At 43.1% G+C, this 4,701-nt stretch carries 7 protein-coding genes; 6 read left to right on the forward strand and 1 reads right to left on the reverse strand.

The genetic code is table 11. The annotated features are described in order from the left end of the window. A partial coding sequence (locus NTU69_01165) for an electron transfer flavoprotein subunit beta/FixA family protein (GenBank protein MCX5802138.1) occupies positions 1–737 on the forward strand: 737 nt, incomplete at its 5' end. 17 nt (positions 738–754) lie between these two features. Then, on the forward strand, positions 755–1,741 hold the full coding sequence (locus NTU69_01170) for an electron transfer flavoprotein subunit alpha/FixB family protein (GenBank protein MCX5802139.1): 987 nt from the start codon (positions 755–757) through the stop codon (positions 1,739–1,741). Positions 1,742–1,875: 134 nt separating this feature from the next. Here NTU69_01170 and NTU69_01175 read toward each other — a convergent pair whose 3' ends face one another. Then, positions 1,876–2,274: an EF-hand domain-containing protein gene (locus NTU69_01175; GenBank protein MCX5802140.1), complete on the reverse strand. Its 399-nt coding sequence runs from the start codon at positions 2,272–2,274 to the stop codon at positions 1,876–1,878. Between the two features lie 288 nt (positions 2,275–2,562). Here NTU69_01175 and yedF point away from each other — a divergent pair, with 288 nt between their 5' ends. The 4 genes from yedF to NTU69_01195 all read left to right on the forward strand — a co-directional run bounded on the left by yedF (position 2,563) and on the right by NTU69_01195 (position 4,693). Then, on the forward strand, positions 2,563–2,967 hold the full coding sequence (gene yedF / locus NTU69_01180; GenBank protein ID MCX5802141.1) for a sulfurtransferase-like selenium metabolism protein YedF: 405 nt from the start codon (positions 2,563–2,565) through the stop codon (positions 2,965–2,967). 93 nt (positions 2,968–3,060) lie between these two features. Beyond that, on the forward strand, positions 3,061–4,194 hold the full coding sequence (locus NTU69_01185; protein ID MCX5802142.1) for an aminotransferase class V-fold PLP-dependent enzyme: 1,134 nt from the start codon (positions 3,061–3,063) through the stop codon (positions 4,192–4,194). Further along, positions 4,181–4,441, forward strand: coding sequence for a DUF3343 domain-containing protein (locus NTU69_01190; GenBank protein MCX5802143.1), 261 nt, complete (start codon positions 4,181–4,183; stop codon positions 4,439–4,441). The genes NTU69_01185 and NTU69_01190 overlap by 14 nt, the downstream gene beginning before the upstream one ends. 12 nt (positions 4,442–4,453) lie before the next feature. Then, a complete protein-coding gene (locus NTU69_01195) occupies positions 4,454–4,693 on the forward strand; it encodes a MoaD/ThiS family protein (GenBank protein MCX5802144.1) in 240 nt (79 codons plus the stop codon). Positions 4,694–4,701 lie beyond the last annotated feature (8 nt).

The following is a 4,701-nucleotide window of genomic DNA, read 5'->3' on the forward strand; positions in this document are numbered from 1 at the left end:
TTCCGAAGGGGACACTCAACAGAGGAGGAATGGACCCCATCACAAATCCGTTCGACGAGTTCGCCCTTGAGGAAGCTCTGCTCACAAGAGAAAAATATGACGGTGAGATAGTGGCGATTACGATGGGTCCGGAAAAGGCTACCGATGTTCTGAGAAATGCTCTTGCACTCACCGCAAACGAGGTGCACCGCCTCACTGACGATTCATTTGCAGGTTCAGATACCTTTGCAACTTCGTATGTGCTGGCTTCTGCGATTAAGAAGATTGGCAACGTGGATGTCGTATTCTGCGGAAAACAGTCAACAGATGGGAATACCGGGGTTGTGGGCGCAGAACTCTCATCCCTGCTCGGTTTCAGCCAGCTCACGTATGTTTCAAAAGTCCGTTCAATCGATGCGGCAAACAAGAAGATAGTGGTGGAAAGGGCAATAGAAGGCGGTGTTGAAGTTGTGGAAGCAAAGCTGCCAGCCATTGTATCGGTGATAAAGGGGATAAATGAGCCAAGGCTTCCAAACCTTATGGGCATCAGAAAGGCTGCAAAGATAGAAATCCCTCAATGGAATGCAGATGAACTTGGGGTTGACAAAGGAAAGGTAGGGACCGCTGGTTCTTCTACAAAGGTTGTGGAGATCGCTGTGCCGCCTTCAAGAGGGGCAGGTGAGATTTTGAAAGGTGAACTGGAAGAGGTTGCAGCTACAGTGGTCGATAAACTGATAGATATGAAAGTTATAAAATAACTGGAGGAGGGAGAACAATGGCGAACGACGTATGGGTATATATAGAGCATAAAGATGGAGATATTTCTCCTATGTCCTATGAATTATTAGGTATTGGAAAGACACTCGCCGATGGTATTGGTTCTGGCGTTTGCGCCTTTGTTATCGGGGAAAAGGTTGACGACCTTGCGAAAGAGGCATTCTACTACGGCGCTTCAAAGGTATACGCCGTGGAAGGAGCAGTCTACAAGGGTTTCAGGGCTGATGCATACTCAAAGGCCGCAACCTTCCTGCTTGACAAATATAAACCTGAAATTGCACTCTTCAGGGCAACAACCCAGGGGACTGACGTAGCTGCAGCAAGTGCTGCCCTTCTTCAGTTGGGGCTCTGTACAGATACTATTGGCCTTGCAATCGATGGCGGTAAAATGAAAATGACAAGGGCTGCATTTGGTGGAAACTTTTCTGTAACCGTGGTAAACGAAAAGGCAAAACCACAGATTGTCACGGTGAGACCAAAGGCATTCGCAATGTCGGAGAAGGATACCTCAAAATCAGGCGAGGTGGTAAAAGAGGCATTCTCTGTGGCAGACGCTGATTTACACACTCAGGTTCTTGAGTTCATGAAATCCGAAGTTGCTGTGAGCCTCGTTGAGGCAGACATCATTGTTTCAGGTGGAAGGGGCGTTGGTAAGCCGGAAGGGTTTAAAATCATCCAGGAATTGGCAGATGTACTGGGCGCTGCACTTGGTGCATCCCGTGCAGCAGTCGATTCAGGCTGGGTTGCCTATGAACATCAGGTAGGCCAGACAGGTAAGACTGTAAAACCCAAAATCTACATAGCCTGTGGTATTTCAGGCGCCATCCAGCACTTAGCCGGTATGAGGACTTCTGATTGTATCGTTGCGATAAACAAAGACCCTGATGCGCCGATATTCAAGGCTGCAACTTACGGAATCGTCGGGGATTTAAATCAGGTAGTCCCAAAGCTCATCGAGAAATTCAAAGGAAAACTCGGCAGATAAGGCCAAATAGACAAAAAAGAAGGGGGTGAGTAACCCCCTTTTTTATTCCTATCCTATGACTGTTCTAATGGAATTGTCGTAAGAATCCTATTTTCATGATACCCCCCTGCAATATTTATTCAGAAGTCGTGCTGCTAAAAATAAAATTTAAGGATTGGGTACGCCCGTTTGGAATAGAATTCCTTATTGTTCAGATATCCATCCTGGTTCTTATCAAATAGCTTAAATCTTTCAGTCCCCGCATCGGTGAATTCTTTCAGGTCTACCTTCCCATCCTTGTTCGTATCCATATATTCAAACTCCCTGTCAGCATTCACATCCTTCATTACTTTAAATTCTTCCCTGTCAAGGTAACCGTCATTATTCTTATCGTATTGCTTGAATTTTTGAGATGCAGCATCTGTGAACTCCTTCAGGTCTATCTTCCCATCCCTGTTCGTATCTATATTCTCAAAGTCCTTTCCTGCAGAATACACGTTCACAACAAGGGCAAGAACCACAAGGGATATTACAAGCAAAAACACCTTTTTCATATACAAGCTCCTTTTTCATTGAGGATAATCCTTTGCAGAATGAATTGCAAGGGAAACATAACCCTCCAGATTTATCATTTCTCCTTCTTATACCATCCTTTGGTCTGCATGCAGTTTTCAAATAATTCCTCAAACATGCCATAAATTATAAATGCCTCTGCTACACCTCCATGGGGTGAGGTAGTCAGTATACCTATTATATCATCAATCCTGTTCCTTTCTCACCTTGAGGGGTTTTAATTATCAGCTAATTCTATAAATATTATAAAAATTATTCATATTATTCATTTGCTTTGCAGATGGACATTCCTTAAAATAAAGAAAAATACTCGAGAAAGGGCTAAAAGGATGAAAAGAAAGAAGGTTCTTGTTTTTATTGATGGAGAAACAATTGGAAAGGGCAACGATGAACTGGGCAGGATACTTATGAGGTCCTTTCTCTACACCTTAAAAGACTTGGAAACAAGGCCATGGAGAATTATATTCATATATACCGGGGTAAAACTTGCTGCAGAAGGGTCGGAATATCTCGATATATTAAAAGAGATTGAGAGCCTCGGTGTGGAAATACTCTCGTGCGGGACATGTCTCGATTACTTCAATCTCAAGGATAGGTTAAAGGCGGGCAGAATAAGCAATATGAATGAAATCGTATCTTCTTTTATTGGGGCAACGAATGTTGTCAAACCGTGACATAAAAACAGTAAGCAGTAGTCAGGGGATAGCAGGCAGCAGTTCAAAAAGATTTTATTTCAGATTCTGGCTCATGAATTCTTTGGAAATACAATGATTTATCTGGATAATGCAGCTACATCATTCCCGAAACCGAAAGAAACGGTTGAATATGCAAATAATTTTATCCTGAACATCGGAGGGAACCCGGGAAGAAGCGGCCATACCCTCTCAACGGAAGCTGCACGAATTATTTTTGAAACAAGGGAAAGGTTGACCACATTCATAAACGGTAAAGATTCAAAGAGGCTACTCTTTACCCAGAACGGTACCGAATCACTCAACCTTGCCATACTGGGGCTCTTTAAAGAAAAAGACCACGTGATAACTACCTCCATGGAGCATAACTCCGTAATGAGGCCGCTCACATTCCTTGAAAAGGAGAAAGGCGTTGAGGTTTCGATTGCCCGATGCTCCAAACAGGGAAGGCTGGACATAAAAGAAATCAAGAGATTGATAAAGAAGAATACAAAGGCAGTTATTATCAATCATGGATCAAATGTAATTGGAAACGTCCAACCTGTAGAGGAAATTAAAGATACTGTCCGCGATATTATCCTTATTGTGGATGCATGTCAGACCATCGGTGCATATCCCATTGATATTGAAAGAGATAATATAGATATCCTTTGTTTCTCCTGTCACAAATCACTCTATAGCATTCAGGGCCTTGGTGCCATATACATAAGGGACGGGATAAAACTCAAACCGCTTAAGTTCGGAGGAACAGGAAGCAAATCGGAGTTCACGGAACAGCCGGATTTCCTACCCGATAAATATGAGTCCGGGACACCCAATACCCCTGGTATTGCCTCGCTCCTTGGCGGTCTCACCTTTATTGAAAAAACCGGCCTGGAGCATATCATAAAGAAAAAAATGGCATTGAGGGAGGTGATAATTAAAGGATTATCGGTTATCAATGGCATTACTGTATATGGCAACCCTGACGGGAAAGAGAATGTACCTGTGATTTCGTTCAACATGAAGGGTAAATTGCCATCAGAGGTAGGGTATGAGCTCAACAAAAAAGGGATATATGTGAGGGTGGGTCTCCATTGCTCACCCCTTGCACACAAGACCATCGGGACATTTCCAGAAGGAACTGTACGGGTTGCACCAGGATATTTTACCGGCGAAGAAGAAGTAGTGAAATTTCTGGAGGTCTTGAGGGAAATTGCAAGAAAATAGGACATATTTCCTACTCTTCCACACCATCCATGATGTGCTGAAGGCTGAAAAGGCTTTAAAAAGACATGGCTTTAACTTTGAACTCGTGCCTGTACCAAGGAACTTGAGTTCAGACTGTGGATCATGTATAAAGTTAAAAGACCGTATCGAGGATGTAACTCCATATATTGAGGATATTGAACTCGACAGGTGCTTCGTATTTGATGGAAAGGAATACAAAGAGGTAAAGCTGAAGGCTGATAGCTAATGGCTATAAAAGATGGAAATAGAAATTAGACTTTTTGCCACATTCAGAGATTATCTTCCAGAGGGTACAAGCGGTTTTGCCTTCAAAAAGACCCTTAAAAAGGAAACAACTGTCGGTGAAGTAATAAAAGAACTTAACCTTCCGGAGGATACACCAAAAATCATTCTTATAAAGGGCAACCACGCGAAAGAAGGCTATATCCTCCAGGATGGGGATGTGGTAAGCATATTTCCGCCAATGGGTGGAGGATAAGCTTCAAT

It is taken from the genome of Pseudomonadota bacterium, from assembly GCA_026388215.1.
In the GTDB taxonomy this organism is placed as follows: Bacteria; Desulfobacterota; Syntrophorhabdia; order Syntrophorhabdales; family Syntrophorhabdaceae; genus JAPLKF01.